12 protein-coding genes, 1 tRNA gene and 1 pseudogene are annotated in these 15,485 nt (G+C 65.8%); all 14 read right to left on the bottom strand.

Annotation, left to right across the window (positions count from 1 at the left end; all coding sequences use genetic code 11):
• Positions 1-141: GTP-binding protein (locus tag VNS22_RS10235; RefSeq protein WP_325731891.1), on the bottom strand; the 141-nt coding region annotated here is incomplete at its 3' end.
• 38 nt (positions 142-179) lie between these two features.
• Positions 180-2,255 carry an elongation factor G gene (gene fusA / locus VNS22_RS10230; protein WP_325732044.1) on the bottom strand — a complete coding sequence of 692 codons (2,076 nt, stop codon included), beginning with the start codon at positions 2,253-2,255 and terminating at the stop codon, positions 180-182.
• A gap of 26 nt (positions 2,256-2,281) precedes the next feature.
• Entirely contained in the window at positions 2,282-2,749 is a 468-nt protein-coding gene (rpsG, locus tag VNS22_RS10225) for a 30S ribosomal protein S7 (protein WP_325732042.1), read from the bottom strand.
• 23 nt (positions 2,750-2,772) lie between these two features.
• Entirely contained in the window at positions 2,773-3,144 is a 372-nt protein-coding gene (gene rpsL, locus VNS22_RS10220; protein WP_027134780.1) for a 30S ribosomal protein S12, read from the bottom strand.
• Positions 3,145-3,398: 254 nt separating this feature from the next.
• Entirely contained in the window at positions 3,399-7,586 is a 4,188-nt protein-coding gene (gene rpoC / locus VNS22_RS10215) for a DNA-directed RNA polymerase subunit beta' (protein WP_325732038.1), read from the bottom strand.
• A gap of 82 nt (positions 7,587-7,668) precedes the next feature.
• Entirely contained in the window at positions 7,669-11,760 is a 4,092-nt protein-coding gene (gene rpoB, locus VNS22_RS10210) for a DNA-directed RNA polymerase subunit beta (protein ID WP_325732036.1), read from the bottom strand.
• A 173-nt stretch (positions 11,761-11,933) separates the two neighbouring features.
• Positions 11,934-12,314, bottom strand: a complete 381-nt coding sequence (rplL, locus tag VNS22_RS10205; RefSeq protein ID WP_325732034.1) for a 50S ribosomal protein L7/L12 — start codon at positions 12,312-12,314, stop codon at positions 11,934-11,936.
• An 86-nt stretch (positions 12,315-12,400) separates the two neighbouring features.
• The gene (rplJ, locus tag VNS22_RS10200) at positions 12,401-12,910 is read right to left on the bottom strand and encodes a 50S ribosomal protein L10 (protein ID WP_325732032.1); all 510 of its coding nucleotides are present in this window, start codon (positions 12,908-12,910) and stop codon (positions 12,401-12,403) included.
• A gap of 206 nt (positions 12,911-13,116) precedes the next feature.
• Positions 13,117-13,812 (bottom strand): 50S ribosomal protein L1, encoded by a 696-nt coding sequence (gene rplA / locus VNS22_RS10195; protein ID WP_325732030.1) that lies wholly within the window; start codon positions 13,810-13,812, stop codon positions 13,117-13,119.
• A 3-nt stretch (positions 13,813-13,815) separates the two neighbouring features.
• Entirely contained in the window at positions 13,816-14,247 is a 432-nt protein-coding gene (rplK, locus tag VNS22_RS10190; RefSeq protein WP_325732028.1) for a 50S ribosomal protein L11, read from the bottom strand.
• Between the two features lie 77 nt (positions 14,248-14,324).
• Entirely contained in the window at positions 14,325-14,852 is a 528-nt protein-coding gene (gene nusG, locus VNS22_RS10185) for a transcription termination/antitermination protein NusG (RefSeq protein ID WP_325732026.1), read from the bottom strand.
• A 1-nt stretch (position 14,853) separates the two neighbouring features.
• Entirely contained in the window at positions 14,854-15,051 is a 198-nt protein-coding gene (gene secE / locus VNS22_RS10180) for a preprotein translocase subunit SecE (RefSeq protein ID WP_159718890.1), read from the bottom strand.
• Positions 15,052-15,084: 33 nt separating this feature from the next.
• Positions 15,085-15,160: transfer RNA gene (locus tag VNS22_RS10175), tRNA-Trp, on the bottom strand.
• Between the two features lie 191 nt (positions 15,161-15,351).
• Positions 15,352-15,485, bottom strand: a pseudogene (gene tuf / locus VNS22_RS10170) (elongation factor Tu); the annotation flags it as partial.

The following is a 15,485-nucleotide window of genomic DNA, read 5'->3' as shown; positions in this document are numbered from 1 at the left end:
ATACGCCGTGAACGACGCACCTCCCGCTTCCGCCAGGATCTTCGTGATCGCGGCCGTCAGCGTGGTCTTGCCATGATCCACGTGTCCGATCGTGCCAATGTTCGCATGCGGCTTCGTCCGCTTGAACGTCTCTTTGGCCATCGTCTGTGCCCCTCGTCAGTCCTCTAACCTGAGACGTCTCAGGCGTACTTGGCGCGAATTTCGTCAGCGACCATCTGCGGCACCGGCGCATAATGGTCGAAGTGCATGGTGAACTGCGCACGCCCCTGCGACAGGGAGCGCAGCGAGTTCACGTAGCCGAACATGGAGGCCAGCGGCACCATCGCCTTGATGACCTGCGCGTTGCCGCGCGGCTCCATGCCGGTGATCTGTCCGCGGCGGCTGTTCAGGTCGCCGATGATGTCACCCATGTACTCGTCGGGCGTCACCGCCTCGACCCGCATCACCGGCTCCAGCAGCTGCGGGCCGGCCTTGGCCGCCCCTTCCCGGAACGCGGCACGCGAGGCGATCTCGAAGGCCAGCGCCGAGGAGTCGACCTCGTGATAGGCGCCGTCCACCAGCTCGACCTTGACGTCGGTCATCGGGAAGCCGGCGATCACGCCGCTCGACATGCAGCTCTCCAGGCCCTTCTGGACGCCGGGGATGTACTCCTTCGGCACCGCACCGCCGACGATCTTGCTGTCGAACTCGAAGCCCTTGCCCTTCTCGTTGGGCGTGATCACCAGCTTCACCCGCGCGAACTGACCGGTACCACCAGTCTGCTTCTTGTGGGTGTAGTCGACGGTCGCGGGCTTGGTCAGGGTCTCGCGGTAGGCCACCTGCGGCGCACCCACATTGGCCTCGACCTTGAACTCCCGGCGCATCCGGTCGACCAGGATCTCCAGATGAAGCTCGCCCATGCCCTTGATCAGGGTCTGGCCGGACTCCTGGTCGGTGGAGACGCGGAAGGACGGATCCTCCTGGGCCAGCTTGCTCAGCGCCAGGCCCATCTTCTCCTGGTCAGCCTTGGACTTCGGCTCGACCGCGACCTCGATGACCGGCTCCGGGAACTCCATCCGCTCCAGGATGATCGGCTTGTCCGCATCGGACAGCGTGTCACCCGTGGTGGTGTTCTTGAGCCCGACCAGCGCCACGATGTCGCCGGTCAGCGCTTCCTTCAGCTCCTCGCGGCTGTTGGCATGCATCAGGAGGATGCGGCCAATGCGCTCGCGCGAGTTCTTCACGGTGTTCTGGAGATAGGAACCGCTCTCCAGGCGACCGGAATAGATGCGCACGAAGGTCAGGGTGCCGACGAACGGGTCGGTCATGATCTTGAACGCCAGCGCCGAGAAGGGCGCGGCGTCGTCGATCTTGCGGCTGGCCTCGGTCTCGGTCTTGGGATCGATGCCGGTGATCTGCGGCACGTCGAGCGGCGACGGCAGGAAGTCGACCACCGCGTCCAGCAGCGGCTGCACGCCCTTGTTCTTGAAGGACGAGCCGCACAGCACCGGGACGAAGTGGAAGCCGGTGACGCCCTTGCGCAGGCAGCGCTTCAGCGTCTCCTCGTCGGGCTCCTCGCCGCCGAAATAGGCTTCGAGCGCCGCGTCATCCATCTCCACGGCGGCCTCGACCAGCGCCTGCCGGTACTCGGTGGCGCGATCTTTCAGCTCGGCCGGGATCTCTTCCAGCGTGTAGTCGGCGCCCATGGTCTCGTCGCGCCAGATCACGGCCTTCATGCGGACCAGGTCGACGTTGCCGAGATACTGCGCCTCGGTGCCGATCGGCAGCGTCAGCACGACCGGCTTGGCGCCCAGACGCTCACGGATCTGGTCGACGCACCGGTACATGTTGGCGCCGATCCGGTCCATCTTGTTGACGAAGCAGATCCGCGGCACGCGGTACTTGTCGGCCTGACGCCAGACGGTCTCGGATTGGGGCTCGACACCCGCGACCGAATCGAACACCGCCACGGCACCGTCGAGCACGCGCAGGGACCGCTCGACCTCGATGGTGAAGTCGACGTGGCCGGGCGTGTCGATGATGTTGACGCGATGATCCCGCCAGTAGCAGGTCGTCGCTGCCGACGTGATGGTGATGCCGCGTTCCTGCTCCTGCTCCATCCAGTCCATCGTCGCGGTGCCTTCGTGCACCTCGCCGATCTTGTAGGACTTGCCGGTGTAGAACAGGATGCGCTCGGTGGTCGTCGTCTTGCCGGCATCGATGTGGGCCATGATGCCGATGTTACGATAACGCTCGAGCGGAATGGTGCGAGCCATGATCTTTCCGAACCGTTCCGGGCCGATTACCAGCGGTAGTGCGAGAAGGCGCGGTTCGCTTCCGCCATGCGGAGCGTGTCTTCGCGCTTCTTGACGGCCGCCCCGCGGTTCTGGGCGGCATCCAGCAGCTCCGCCGCCAGACGATCGGTCATCGTCTTCTCGGAACGCTTCTGGGCAGTCGAGATGATCCAGCGGATCGCCAGCGCCTGGCGGCGCACGTCGCGAACCTCGACCGGCACCTGGTAGGTGGCGCCGCCGACGCGCCGGGACCGGACCTCGAGGGCCGGAGCGACGTTGCTCAGCGCCTCGTGGAACATCTCGATCGGATCACCGCCGCCACGCTGCTGCAGCTTGTCCAGCGCAGCATAGACCGACGCTTCGGCAACCGACTTCTTGCCGTCCAGCATCACGGAGTTGATGAACTTGGCCAGGATCACATCCCCGAACTTCGGATCGGGAAGGACCTCACGGCGCTCAGCAGCACGACGACGCATATCTCAAAAACCCTTTCGGCCGATCACTTCGGACGCTTGACGCCGTACTTCGAACGGCCCTGCTTGCGGTTCTTCACGCCCTGGGCGTCCAGGACGCCGCGCAGCGTATGATAGCGCACGCCGGGCAGATCCTTCACGCGGCCGCCGCGGATCAGGACGACCGAGTGCTCCTGGAGGTTGTGACCTTCGCCGGGAATGTAGCTGGTCACCTCGAAGCCATTGGTCAGGCGCACGCGGCAGACCTTCCGGAGCGCCGAGTTCGGCTTCTTCGGCGTGGTCGTGTAGACGCGGGTGCAGACGCCACGCTTCTGTGGGCAACCCTCAAGGGCCGGCACCTTGTTGCGCTTCGGCTTGCTCGTCCGGCCCGTGCGGACCAACTGGTTGATCGTCGGCATCTCGTCTTTGTCTCGCCCTGTCCGAAGTGCGCGTTCCACGAAGCAAGTCCGGCCGCCCGGCATGAGCCAAGCCGCCTTCTGGAACCGGCAGGAATGCACCCGAACAACCGACCCTGCGTCTGGCCCGTTCGGGCCACCACCAGGCTCGTGAATGAAATGGTGCGCGGCTTCTATCCGTCAGCCACCCTGCCGTCAAGACCCTGCGCCCATCGCGGCGGACCGCCACGGGCGCAGGTCTCTCATGCGGCGACGCTTTAAGCGGCGCCGATCTCTCCAATCGCGAAGCCACGCTCGCTGTCCAGCTCGCGCGGCGGCGCGAAGCGGCTGTCGGAGGCCAGGTCCTTGCGGAGCCTGGGCAGCACGCCGCCGGTGCCGGCCGGGATCAGCCGGCCGACGATGACGTTCTCCTTCAGGCCGTTCAGCCCGTCGGTCTTGCCGGCGAACGCCGCCTCGGTGAGCACGCGGGTGGTCTCCTGGAAGGAGGCCGCGGACACGAAGGACTGCGTCTGCAGGCTGGCCTTGGTGATGCCCTGCAGCACCGGGCGGCACACGGCCGGACGCTTGTCCTCGGCCACGATCCGCGCGTTGACCTGGTCGAACTCGACCCGGTCGACCTGCTCGCCCACCAGGAAGGTCGTGTCGCCGGGGTCGGCGATCTCGACCTTCTGCAGCATCTGCCGGACGATGACCTCGACATGCTTGTCGTTGATCTTCACGCCCTGCAGCTTGTACACGTCCTGGATTTCGGCGACCAGGAACTGGGCCAGCGCTTCCACGCCGAGCACGCGCAAGATGTCGTGCGGCACCGGGTTGCCATCGACGATCGGGTCGCCCGGCTTGGTGACGTCGCCTTCCTGCACGCTGACCTGGCGCCCCTTCGGGATCAGGTACTCGACCGCCTCCTGATCCGGGTCGACCGGGATCAGGCGCAGGCGCCGCTTGTTCTTGTAGTCCTTGCCGAACTCCACCCGGCCTTCCAGCTCGGCGATGATCGCCGGGTCCTTGGGCCGACGCGCCTCGAACAGCTCCGCCACGCGCGGCAGACCACCCGTGATGTCGCGGGTCTTGGACGCCTCCTTGGGCAGACGCGCCAGCACGTCGCCAGGATGGATCATGTCGCCGTTCTCGACGGACAGGATGCCACCCAGCGGCATGAAGTAGCGTGCCTCGTTGCCCGACGGCAGGGTGATCGGCTTGCCGGCCTCGTCCTCCAGCACGATGGCGGGACGCAGGTTGGCCGAGCGCGAGGACTGCCGGTAGTCGACGATCTCCTTGCTCGACTTGCCGGTCGTCTCGTCGATCACGTCGCGGTAGGTGATGCCCTCGATCATGTCGTGGAACACCGCCTTGCCGGCCGCCTCGGAAACCACCGGGACGGTGTGGGGATCCCACTCCGCCAGGCGCTGCTCCTTCTCGACCTTCGAGTCGGGCTCCACCAGCAGTCGCGTGCCGTTGGCCAGGCGATGGCGGACGCGCTCGCGGCCGACCTCGTCGTAGATGACCAGCTCGGAATTGCGGCCGAGCACGACCAGCCGGCCCTTCGCGTCACGGACCAGGCGCGGGTTGGTGATCTTGACCGAGCCGGCGACTGCCGATTCGATCGAGCTCTGCTCCGCCTGGCCCTGCGCCGCACCACCGATATGGAAGGTACGCATGGTCAGCTGCGTGCCGGGCTCGCCGATCGACTGCGCGGCGATCACGCCCACCGCCTCGCCGATATTGACCTCGGTACCGCGCGCCAGGTCGCGGCCGTAGCACTTGCCGCACACCCCACCGAAGCTGTCGCAGGTCAGAACCGAGCGGACCCGGACTGCGGACACGCCGCTGCCGTCGACCAGCCGCACCTGCGGCTCCTCGAACAACGTGTTGCGGGTGACCAGCACCTCGCCCGACTTCGGGTCGATCACGTCCTCGGCCGCAGTACGGCCCAGGATGCGCTCGCCCAGATCGTCGGCCACCTGGCCGGCATTGATCGAGGCCGAGAGGGTGATGAACCGCTCGGTCCCGCAATCCTCCTCGACGATGATGCAGTCCTGCGCCACGTCGACCAGGCGGCGGGTCAGGTAACCCGAGTTCGCGGTCTTCAAGGCGGTGTCGGCCAGACCCTTGCGGGCACCGTGCGTGGAGTTGAAGTACTCCAGCACCGACAGGCCTTCCTTGAAGTTCGAGATGATCGGGTTCTCGATGATCTCGCCCGACGGCTTGGCCATGAGGCCGCGCATACCGGCCAGCTGCTTGATCTGCGCCGCGGAGCCACGGGCACCCGAATCGGCCATCATGAAGATGGAGTTCGGCTGCTTGAACCGGCCGTTCTCGTCCGGCACCGAGTGCACCGCACGGATCGCCTTCATCATCTCGTCCGAGACGCGATCCGAGCACTGCTGCCAGGCGTCGACGACCTTGTTGTACTTCTCACCCTTGGTGATCAGACCGTCCGCATACTGCTGCTCGTACTGCTTCACCAGCTCCTGGGTCTGCGCGATCAGCCGGTGCTTGCTTTCCGGGATGACCATGTCGTCCTTGCCGAACGAGATGCCGGCGCGGGCAGCGTTGCTGAAGCCCAGCCCCATCATCCGGTCAGCGAAGATCACGGTCTCCTTCTGGCCGCAATGGCGGTAGACCTCGTCGATGACCTGGCTGACCTCCTTCTTGGTCAGCGTGCGGTTGAACAGCCGCTCGAAGCTGACTTTCGGGTTCTGCGGCAGCACTTCATAGAGCAGCATGCGACCGGGCGTCGTGTCGACCACCTTGGACTGCAGGCTGCCGTCCGGCTGCATCACGTCGATGCGCGCCTTGATCTTGGCGTGCATGCTCACCGCGCGCGCGGTCAGCGCGTGCTGGATCTCGGCGAGATCGGAGAAGGCCATGCCCTCGCCCTTCTCGTTCGGGATCTCGAGCGAGAGGTAGTACAGGCCCAGAACGATGTCCTGGGTCGGCACGATGATCGGCTTGCCGTTGGCCGGGCTCAGGATGTTATTGGTCGACATCATGAGCACGCGGGCTTCCAGCTGGGCTTCCAGCGAGAGCGGCACGTGGACCGCCATCTGGTCGCCGTCGAAGTCCGCGTTGAAGGCGGTGCAGACCAGCGGGTGCAGCTGGATCGCCTTGCCCTCGATCAGCACCGGCTCGAATGCCTGGATGCCCAGGCGATGCAGCGTCGGCGCCCGGTTCAGCATGACCGGATGCTCGCGGATCACCTGCTCCAGGATGTCCCAGACCTCGGGCCGCTCCTTCTCGACCATGCGCTTGGCGGCCTTGATCGTCTGCGCCATGCCGAACAGCTCGAGCTTGGCGTAGACGAACGGCTTGAACAGCTCGAGCGCCATCTTCTTCGGCAGGCCGCACTGATGGAGCTTCAGCTCCGGGCCCACCACGATCACCGAACGGCCGGAATAGTCGACGCGCTTGCCCAGCAGGTTCTGGCGGAACCGGCCCTGCTTGCCCTTGAGCATGTCGGACAGCGACTTCAGCGGGCGCTTGTTGGCACCGGTGATGACGCGGCCGCGGCGACCGTTGTCGAACAGCGCGTCGACCGCCTCCTGCAGCATGCGCTTCTCGTTGCGCACGATGATGTCGGGCGCACGCAGCTCGATCAGCCGCTTGAGGCGGTTGTTGCGGTTGATGACGCGGCGATACAGGTCGTTCAGGTCGGAGGTCGCGAACCGGCCGCCATCGAGCGGGACGAGCGGACGCAGTTCCGGCGGGATCACCGGAACGACCTCCATCACCATCCATTCCGGCTTGTTACCGGATTCGAGGAAGACCTCGACCATCTTCAGGCGCTTGACCAGCTTCTTGCGCTTGGCCTCGGAGCTGGTCTCGGCCAGCTCGGCGCGCAACTGGTCGCGCGCTTCCGGCAGGTCGATGCGCTTGAGCATGTCGCGCACCGCCTCGGCGCCGATGCCGACGGTGAAGCTGTCCTCGCCGAACTCGTCGCGGTGGCGCAGAACCTGGTCCTCGGTCAGAAGCTCATGGAGCTTCAGCGGAGTGAGGCCCGGCTCGACCACCACGAACTGCTCGAAATAGAGCACCCGCTCCAGCTCGCGCAGGGTCATGTCGAGCAGGATGCCGATGCGCGACGGCACCGACTTCAGGAACCAGATGTGGGCGACCGGGGCGGCCAGCTCGATATGGCCCATCCGTTCGCGGCGGACCTTGGACTGGATGACCTCGACGCCGCACTTCTCGCAGACGATGCCCTTGTACTTCATGCGCTTGTACTTGCCGCACAAGCACTCGTAATCCTTGATCGGCCCGAAGATCTTCGCGCAGAACAGGCCATCACGCTCCGGCTTGAAGGTCCGGTAGTTGATGGTCTCCGGCTTGCGCACCTCGCCGTAGGACCATTCCCGAATCTGGTCGGGGCTGGCGATGGAGATCCGAATCTCGTCGAACTTCTGGCCGGCCGCCGGCTGACCAAAAAGGTACATGAGATCGTTCATCTGGACCGTCTCTCGCTCATCCGCATCAGGAAAACAAAGCCCGGAGGGACGGCGCCCTGCGCCGCCCTTCCGGGTCCGAAGCTCAATCCTCGTTCGTGGACTGCAGCTGGACGTTGAGCGCCAGTGCCTGCAGTTCCTTGACGAGCACGTTGAAGCTCTCCGGGATACCCGCTTCGAACGTATCCTCGCCGCGAACGATCGCCTCGTAGATCTTCGTACGACCGGAGACGTCGTCCGACTTGACCGTCAGCATCTCCTGCAACGTGTAGGAGGCGCCGTAGGCCTGGAGCGCCCAGCACTCCATCTCGCCGAAGCGCTGACCACCGAACTGCGCCTTGCCGCCCAGCGGTTGCTGGGTGACCAGGCTGTAGGGGCCGACCGACCGCGCGTGGATCTTGTCGTCCACGAGATGGCCGAGCTTCAGCATGTAGATGTAGCCCACCGTCACCTGCCGGTCGAACGGCTCGCCCGTGCGCCCGTCATAGAGCTGGGACTGGCCGGACGAATGGCAGCCGGCATCCTCCAGCATCTTGACGATATCGGCCTCGTGCGCCCCGTCGAACACCGGCGTGGCGATCGGCACGCCTTCGCGCAGGTTCTCGCCCAGCTCCTGCAGCTCCTCGTCGGAATACTGCTGGAGCTCGTCGCTGGTCCCGTCGCCGTAGACCTTGCTCAGCCGCTCGACCAGCCGGTCGCGCCCCTGCTCCTCGTTGTAGCGGTCGACCAGCTGGCCGATCTGCCGCCCGAGATTGGCACAGGCCCAGCCCAAATGGGTCTCCAGGATCTGGCCGACATTCATGCGCGAGGGCACGCCCAGCGGGTTCAGCACGAGGTCGACCGGCGTACCGTCCTCCAGGTGCGGCATGTCCTCGATCGGAGCGATCTTGGAAATGACGCCCTTGTTGCCGTGCCGGCCGGCCATCTTGTCGCCCGGCTGCAGCTTGCGCTTCACCGCGACGAACACCTTGACCATCTTGAGCACGCCGGGAGGCATCTCATCGCCGCGCTGCAGCTTCTCGACCTTGCTCTCGAACCGGTCGACCAGCGCCTTCACGCCGTCGTCGAGCTGGCGCTTGAGCGCCTGGATCTCGGCCATGCGGGCGGCATCGTCGACACCGAAGTCCCACCACTGCCGCTTGGGCCGATCCAGGGCCGCCTCGTCGATCGGCATGTTGATCCGGGCACCCTTGGGCGCCGCGGTAGCCACCTGCCCTTCCAGCAGCTCGCGCAGGCGCGAGTAGACGTTGCGCTCCAGGATGGCGCGCTCGTCGTCCCGGTCCTTGGCCAGCCGCTCGATCTCGGCGCGTTCGATCGCGATCGCGCGCTCGTCCTTCTCGACGCCGCGCCGGTTGAACACCCGCACCTCGACGACCGTGCCCTGCACGCCCGGCGGCACCTTCAGCGAGGTGTCGCGAACGTCGTGGGCCTTCTCGCCGAAGATCGCGCGCAGCAGCTTCTCCTCCGGGGTCATCGGGGTCTCGCCCTTCGGCGTGACCTTGCCCACCAGGATGTCCGCGGCCTTCACCTCGGCACCGATATAGACGATGCCCGCCTCGTCGAGGTTGCGCAGGGCCTCCTCGCTGACGTTCGGGATGTCGCGGGTGATCGCTTCCGGCCCGAGCTTGGTGTCGCGCGCCATCACCTCAAATTCCTCGATATGGATCGAGGTGAAGATGTCGTCGCGGACGATCCGCTCGGAGATCAGGATCGAGTCCTCGAAGTTGTAGCCGTTCCAGGGCATGAACGCGACCAGCGCGTTGTAGCCCAGGGCCAACTCGCCCAGCTGGGTCGACGGACCATCGGCGATGATGTCGTTCGCCCGTACCTGGTCACCCACCTTCACCAGCGGGCGCTGGTTGATGCAGGTGTTCTGGTTGGAGCGCTGGAACTTCTTCAGCCGGTAGATGTCGACCACGCCCTCGCCGCGCGCGTTCTCGTCCGTCACGCGGATGACGATGCGCGAGCCGTCGACCTGGTCGACGACGCCGCCACGCCGGGCGACGATCGCCGCACCCGAGTCACGGGCCGCGATCTCCTCCATGCCGGTGCCGACATAAGGAGCCGCGGCGCGGACCAGCGGCACCGCCTGGCGCTGCATGTTCGAGCCCATCAGCGCGCGGTTGGCGTCGTCGTTCTCCAGGAACGGGATCAGCGCCGCGGCCACCGAGACCAGCTGCTTGGGCGAGACGTCGATCATGTCGACGTTCTCGGGCTTGGCCAGCACGAACTCGCCGTTCTGCCGGCAGGCGATGAACTCGCCGGCCAGCGTGCCGTCCTCGTTCAGCTTGGAGTTCGCCTGGGCGATCGTGTAGCGCCCCTCCTCCATGGCGGAGAGGTAGATCACGTCGCCCACGATCCTGCCGCCCTCGACCCGGCGGTACGGGCTCTCGATGAAGCCGTACTTGTTGATCCGGGCATAGGTCGCGAGGCTGTTGATCAGGCCGATGTTCGGGCCTTCCGGCGTCTCGATCGGGCAGATCCGGCCGTAATGGGTCGGATGGACGTCGCGCACCTCGAAGCCGGCACGCTCACGGGTGAGACCGCCCGGGCCCAGCGCCGAGAGCCGCCGCTTGTGCGTGATCTCGGAGAGCGGGTTGGTCTGGTCCATGAACTGCGAGAGCTGCGACGAGCCGAAGAACTCGCGCACCGCCGCTGCCACGGGCTTGGCGTTGATCAGGTCGTGCGGCATCGCCGCGTCGATCTCGACCGACGACATCCGCTCGCGCACCGCGCGCTCCATGCGGAGCAGGCCGATGCGGAACTGGTTCTCCATGAGCTCGCCCACCGAGCGCACCCGGCGGTTGCCGAGATGGTCGATGTCGTCGATCTCGCCCCGGCCGTCCTTGATCTCGATCAGCATCTTGACCACGGCCAGGATATCCTCCTGGCGGAGCACGCGCAGCGTGTCCTCGGTCTCCATGCCGAGCCGCATGTTCATCTTCACGCGGCCGACCGCGGAAAGGTCATAGCGCTCGTTGTCGAAGAACAGGCCGTTGAACAGCGCCTCCGCGGTCTCCAACGTCGGCGGCTCGCCCGGGCGCAGCACGCGATAGATCTCGAGCAGCGCGTCGTCGCGGTTCTGCGAGCGGTCGAGTGCCAGCGTGTTGCGCAGGTACGGCCCGACCGTCATGTGGTCGATGTCGAGGATCGGCAGTTCCTCGATGCCGCCCGAGATCAGCTTCTCGATGGTGATCGCGGTGAGCTCGTCGCCGGCCTCGGCGAACACCAGGCCGTTGCTCTCGTCGATCACGTCGCGGGCGACGAACTTGCCGACCAGATCCTCGGCCGAGACGAACACCTCGGTGAGACCCTGCTCGACCAGCTTGCGAATCAGGCGCGGAGTGAGCTTGGTCCCGGCCTCCGCGACCGTCTCGCCGGTGGTGGCGTCGATCAGGTCGGTGGTCAGCTTCTGCCCAGTCATCCGCTGGCCGTTGAAGGCGGTCTTCCAGCCCCGGCCCGAGCGATAATACATCAGCTCGTTGTAGAAGTGGGCCAGGATCTGCTCCTGGTCCAGTCCCAGTGCGAGCAGCAGCGCCGTCACCGGCAGCTTGCGGCGGCGGTCGATGCGGACGTGCAGCAGATCCTTGCTGTCGAACTCGAAGTCCAGCCAGGAACCGCGATACGGGATCACGCGGGCGGAGTAGAGATACTTGCCCGAGCTATGGGTCTTGCCGCGGTCATGGTCGAAGAACACGCCCGGGCTGCGATGCATCTGCGAGACGATCACGCGCTCGGTGCCGTTGACCACGAACGTGCCGTTCTCGGTCATGAGCGGCATGTCGCCCATGTAGACGTCCTGCTCCTTGATGTCCCGGACGGAACGGGAGCCGGTCTCCTCGTCCACGTCCCAGACGATCAGGCGCAGGGTGACACGCAGCGGTGCAGCATAGGTCATGCCGCGCTGATGGCACTCGTCGACATCGTACTTGGGCTCTTCCAGCTCGTACTTGACGAAGTCCAGCGCAGCGCGATCGGCGAAGTCCTTGATCGGGAACACCGACCGGAACACTTCCTCGAGTCCGTGCAGGACCCGGTCCGCCTGGCGAACGTCGCGCTGCAGGAACGCCTCATAGGACTGACGCTGGACCTCGATGAGGTTCGGCATCACGGCGATCTCGGGGATGCGACCGAAGCTCTTGCGGATCCGTCTGCGAGCGGTGAACGTCTGGGGCATGACGGGCCTTCGCTGATCGAAGCTGGAACGGGCTGGGGGGCGGGGAACCTCCCAGCATATAGGAACTCAACCGGGAATTGCCACCGTGATGGCAGCGCCGGCAGCACCGAAAGCCGCCGGTGCGTGCACCGACGGCTCCGGAGAAAAGGAAAAAGTCGCGACGCGACTGGAGATTACTTGATCTCCACGGTGGCGCCGGCGCCCTCGAGCTGAGCCTTGATCTTGGCGGCATCCTCCTTGGACACGCCTTCCTTGACCGGCTTCGGCGCCGCCTCGACCAGATCCTTGGCCTCCTTGAGGCCGAGGTTGGTGATCGCGCGGACCTCCTTGATCACGTTGATCTTCTGGGCACCGGCGCTGGCCAGGATCACGTCGAACTCGGTCTGCTCCTCGGCGGGGGCAGCAGCGGCGGCGGCACCGCCACCGGCGGCAGCGACGGCGACCGGGGCCGCAGCCGACACGCCCCACTTCTCCTCGAGAAGCTTCGCCAGCTCGGCAGCCTCGAGAACGGTCAGGCTCGAAAGGTCTTCGACGATCTGATGCAGGTTCGCCATAACGACATCCACTCCACTACACTCAAGCGCGGTCCTCATGGACCACAATGTTCACTGCAGGTCCGCCAGGACCTCGGATCGAGCAGTCAGCCCTGCTCGCTCTTTGCATGAAGCAGACGGGCGAGCTGACCGCCCGGCGCCTGCAACACACCGACGAGACGCGACGCCGGCGTATTGATGATCGCGATGAGCTTCGCCCGCAGCTCGTCCAGGGACGGCAGCTCGGCGAGCGCCTTGACCTGGTCGGCCGACAGGAGCGACCCGGACAGGCCGCCGCCCACGATCTGAAGCTTCTCGTTCTTCTTGGCATACTCGACCGCCACCTTGGCGGCCGCCACCGGATCACGCGAATACGCGATCGCGGTCGGGCCCTTGAAGAGCGGTTCCAGACCGGCAAAACCCGTTTCCGCGAGGGCACGGACGGTCAGCCGGTTCTTGGTCACCCGGAACGATGCACCCTGCTGGCGCATCTGCGCGCGCAGCTGGGTGACCTCCGGCACGGTCATGCCGCGGTACTGGGTGACCACGACCACACCGGTCTCATTGAATACAGCATTCAGGTCAGAAATGACCTGCGCTTTCTCAGCTCGAAGCACCAGAGCCTCCGATGCACTTGGTCCAGACAACCCCATAGGCCATCAAGACCGGGCTCGTTGTCTCAAAGGCGTGCGGCAAACGCACGCCGAACGGCACCGTCATCCCGACGACGGCGCTAGCGAGCCAGACAGTGCGTCTTGCTAGGCGCGGCAACATAAAGGGTCGCCGGCCGATTGCAAGAGGCCTTGTCGGCTCGATCCGCCGTTTATGCGAGGATGCCGCCGACCTCGAGCTTCACGCCCGGCCCCTGGGTGGAGCTCAGATGTGCCCGCTTGAGATAGGTGCCCTTCGCGCCGGTCGGCCGCGCCTTGTTGATCGCATCCACGATCGCACGGACGTTGTCGGCCAGCTGCTCGGGCGGGAAGCTGGCCTTGCCCACGCCGGCGTGGATGATGCCCGCCTTCTCGACGCGGAACTGGACCTGGCCGCCCTTGGCATCCTTGACCGCCTGGGTGACGTTCGGGGTCACCGTACCGAGCTTGGGGTTCGGCATCAGGCCGCGGGGACCGAGCACCCGGCCGAGCCGGCCGACCACGCCCATCATGTCCGGCGTAGCGATGCAGCGGTCGAAGTCGATCTGGCCGCCCTGGATCGCCTCGGCGAGGTCCTCGGCACCGACGATGTCCGCTCCGGCCGCCTTGGCCTCCTCGGCCTTGTCACCCTTGGCGAACACCGCGACCCGCAGGGTCTTGCCGGTGCCGTGCGGCAGGTTGACCGTGCCGCGGACCATCTGGTCGGCATGGCGCGGATCGACGCCCAGGTTCAGCGAGATCTCGATCGTCTCGTCGAACTTGGCCGTCGCGTTGCTCTTGACCAGTCCCACCGCCTCATCGAGGCCGTAGAGCTTGGCGCGGTCGACGCTCTCGGCTGCCTTACGCAGCCGCTTGCCCTTCGTCGCCATCGCTTACTCCGCCACCGCTAGGCCCATGGACCGCGCCGAGCCGACCACCATCTTGGTCGCCGCGTCGAGGTCGTGGGCGTTGAGGTCCTTCATCTTCTTCTCGGCGATCTCGCGGCACTGCGCCATGGTCACCGAGCCGGCAGTGGCACCACGGCCCGGCGTCTTGCTCGCCGAGGTGATGTTGGCCGCCCGCTTGAGGAAGAAGGAGACCGGCGGGGTCTTGATGACGAAGGTGAAGGTGCGGTCGCCGAACGCGGTGATGATCACCGGCAGCGGCGTGCCGACCTCGACGTTCTGCGTCTCGGCATTGAACTTCTTGCAGAAGTCCATGATGTTCAGGCCGCGCTGACCCAGAGCCGGGCCGATCGGCGGGCTCGGGTTGGCCTTGCCTGCGGGTACCTGCAGCTTGATATACCCGGTGATTTTCTTCGCCAAACTGTCACTCCTGTATCAGAAGCCTAGCGGTGCGAACGCCCGGCCCGCACCGGGCCAAGGCTCCCGCGGCGTTCCGGTCAGACCTTCTCGACCTGCCCGAACTCCAGATCGACCGGGGTGGCCCGGCCGAAAATCGAAACGGAGACCTTGAGGCGCTGCTTGGCCTCGTCGACCTCCTCGACCGTCCCGTTGAACGAGGCGAACGGCCCGTCCGCCACGCGAATCTGTTCACCGATCACGAAGGACACGGTAGCCTTGGGGTGCTCGGTGCCTTCCTGGATCTGCTGGTGGATCCGCAGCGCCTCGGCTTCCGGGATCGACTGCGGGCGGCCGCTGCCGCCCAGGAAGCCCGTGACCTTCGGGATGTTGCGCACCAGGGACCAGGTCTCGTCGTTGAGTTCCATCTTCACGAGCACATAGCCCGGGAAGAACTTCTGCTCGGTCGGGACCTTCTTGCCGCGCCTGACCTCGATCACCTCCTGCATCGGGACCAGGATCTCCTCGAAGGCGTCAGTGAGCCCCTTCTGGGCACTCTGCTCCTGAATCGCCTCGCGGACCTTCTTCTCGAAGCCGGAATAGACGTGGATAATGTACCACTTCTTCACATCAGACCCCCAGGCCGAGGATCAGACGGATCGCGAACGAAATGATCTGATCGACGAGGAAGAAGAAGATCGCGGCGGCAGCCGACATCGCGAGCACGCTCGCGGTCGTGTAGAGGGTTTCCTTGCGCGACGGCCAGGTGACCCTGGCCATCTCCTGGCGCACTTCCCGCAGGAACTGCGCGGGCGACACTCTCACCATCCGTCGTCGGATCCCGTTCGAACTGCTAGATGCTGGCAGGAGCGGAGGGGCTCGAACCCCCAACCCCCGGTTTTGGAGACCGGTGCTCTACCAATTGAGCTACGCTCCTGCATCACCTCCCGCCGGAGCGGCCGCACGAGGCGGCGTAGCCGTAGCGAAGGGTACGCTCACCGTCGCCGGCCCGCGTGGGGCAGGCTTCTAGCGGCAACCTGGCGGGAGGGCAAGCGGCAGGAAAGGGTTCGGCCACGAGAACTTCACCTGGCGCCCATGGCCGGCACCGTCGGATCCGACTCCTTCAGATCACTGGATGATGTTGGCGACGACGCCGGCACCGACGGTGCGGCCGCCCTCGCGGATGGCAAAGCGCAGGCCCTGCTCCATGGCGATCGGCGCGATCAGCGTCACCACCATGGTCACGTTGTCGCCCGGCATCA

Origin of the sequence: Geminicoccus sp. (assembly GCF_035556675.1) — a bacterium.
Lineage (GTDB): Bacteria > Pseudomonadota > Alphaproteobacteria > Geminicoccales > Geminicoccaceae > Geminicoccus.
This window is presented reverse-complemented; position numbering and strand designations above follow the sequence as displayed.

Coding starts and splice junctions, on each gene's coding strand:
- fusA (WP_325732044.1), bottom strand. CDS start 2,255: ATGGCTCGCACCATTCCGCTCGAGCGTTATCGTAACATCGGCATCATG.
- rpsG (WP_325732042.1), bottom strand. CDS start 2,749: ATGCGTCGTCGTGCTGCTGAGCGCCGTGAGGTCCTTCCCGATCCGAAG.
- rpsL (WP_027134780.1), bottom strand. CDS start 3,144: ATGCCGACGATCAACCAGTTGGTCCGCACGGGCCGGACGAGCAAGCCG.
- rpoC (WP_325732038.1), bottom strand. CDS start 7,586: ATGAACGATCTCATGTACCTTTTTGGTCAGCCGGCGGCCGGCCAGAAG.
- rpoB (WP_325732036.1), bottom strand. CDS start 11,760: ATGCCCCAGACGTTCACCGCTCGCAGACGGATCCGCAAGAGCTTCGGT.
- rplL (WP_325732034.1), bottom strand. CDS start 12,314: ATGGCGAACCTGCATCAGATCGTCGAAGACCTTTCGAGCCTGACCGTT.
- rplA (WP_325732030.1), bottom strand. CDS start 13,812: ATGGCGACGAAGGGCAAGCGGCTGCGTAAGGCAGCCGAGAGCGTCGAC.
- secE (WP_159718890.1), bottom strand. CDS start 15,051: ATGGTGAGAGTGTCGCCCGCGCAGTTCCTGCGGGAAGTGCGCCAGGAG.